Origin of the sequence: Dietzia sp. DQ11-44 (assembly GCF_014145205.1) — a bacterium.
In the GTDB taxonomy this organism is placed as follows: Bacteria; Actinomycetota; Actinomycetes; order Mycobacteriales; family Mycobacteriaceae; genus Dietzia; species Dietzia natronolimnaea.
The window spans coordinates 1-1,180 of record NZ_JAALEC010000676.1; the positions used below are offsets into that span (position 1 = coordinate 1).

Genomic DNA, 1,180 nt, shown 5'->3' on the forward strand with positions numbered 1-1,180 from the left:
CTCGGCGGGCAGCGGTTCGGTGGAGGTGTAGAAGTCATCGGGCGCTGGGCGGTCGTCACCGCGCAGCAGCAGGGCGCTGCCGACGGCGAGTGCGGCCACCAGCAGGAACACCGTCACCGCGAGGACGGTCCGCCCCCAGCTGCGGAGACGTCCCGATCCGGCCCGCGCTGCGGCGCGTTCCCGGCGGCGGTGGAGGACCGGGTCCAGGAGCCCGCGGAGTCCCACGAACACCAACCACGCGCCCACGCCGAACGTGATCAGCTCGATGGCCACAACCGGCCAGACCAGGCACAACAGACCCAACAGAACCGCGGCGGCACCGCTGAACACCCCCGCCACCCGGCGGTCGGTCTCGCTGCGGATCGCCGCCACGATCGTGTGGACACCGTGCACGATCAACGCGGTGACCATGACCCACAACAGACTGCGGATACTCGCCGACTGCCAGACCAGCACCACGATCCCGGCCGCGACCGTGGCGACGCCGGTGAGGATCCGCGCCCACCACCGCGAGTGTCCGGCGCCGTCGACGCCGAGCACCGTCGCCAGTCCGACGACGACGAGGCCGGCACCCGCCAGCCTGACGATCTCCGGGAGGGCGAGGTGGGCGAGGATCAACACCGAACCCGCGGCGATCGACACCATCGCCAGGACGATCCCGACGACCCGCCTGGTCCGACCGGACCGATCGTCACCCATCTCGCTCATCGTCATCCCCTCGCGGTGGGCTCAGGTCGTCGCACCGACGGCGCGGGCCGCCCCCGAGTGAAGATATCCGTTATCCCGGCCCGTCCTGCCTGAACCGGCTGACACTCCTCGGACGACCCCACCCGTGCGGTGGAGCGGACCGGCGTGGGGCCGCGAGGGCAGACTGGGCGCCATGGACGACCTGAGAGTGGCGCCCGGCCCGGGCATCCCCGACGGCCTCCGCGTGCCCGCGGGAGAACTCCTCGAGCAGTTCTCGCGCTCCTCGGGGCCTGGCGGGCAGGGCGTCAACACCGCGGACTCCCGCGTGCAGTTGAGCCTGGACCTGGCCAGCACCACGGCGCTGAGCGACGTCCAACGCACCCGTGCGCTCGGCCGACTCGCCCCGTCACTCGCCGGCACCGTGCTCACCATCGCGGCGTCGGAGCACCGGTCCCAGCGGCAGAACCGTCGGGCCGCCCGGGACCGGCTCGCG

Annotated in this window: 2 protein-coding genes; one reads left to right on the forward strand and one right to left on the reverse strand. The window is 72.6% G+C overall.

Annotated features, from left to right (window positions below):
- On the reverse strand, window positions 1-708 hold a 708-nt coding region (locus G6018_RS15425), incomplete at its 3' end, for a DUF308 domain-containing protein (protein ID WP_241732153.1).
- Between the two features lie 172 nt (window positions 709-880).
- Here G6018_RS15425 and G6018_RS15430 point away from each other — a divergent pair.
- Window positions 881-1,180 (forward strand): peptide chain release factor-like protein (locus G6018_RS15430; RefSeq protein WP_277817789.1); only part of this gene is annotated, 300 nt, incomplete at its 3' end.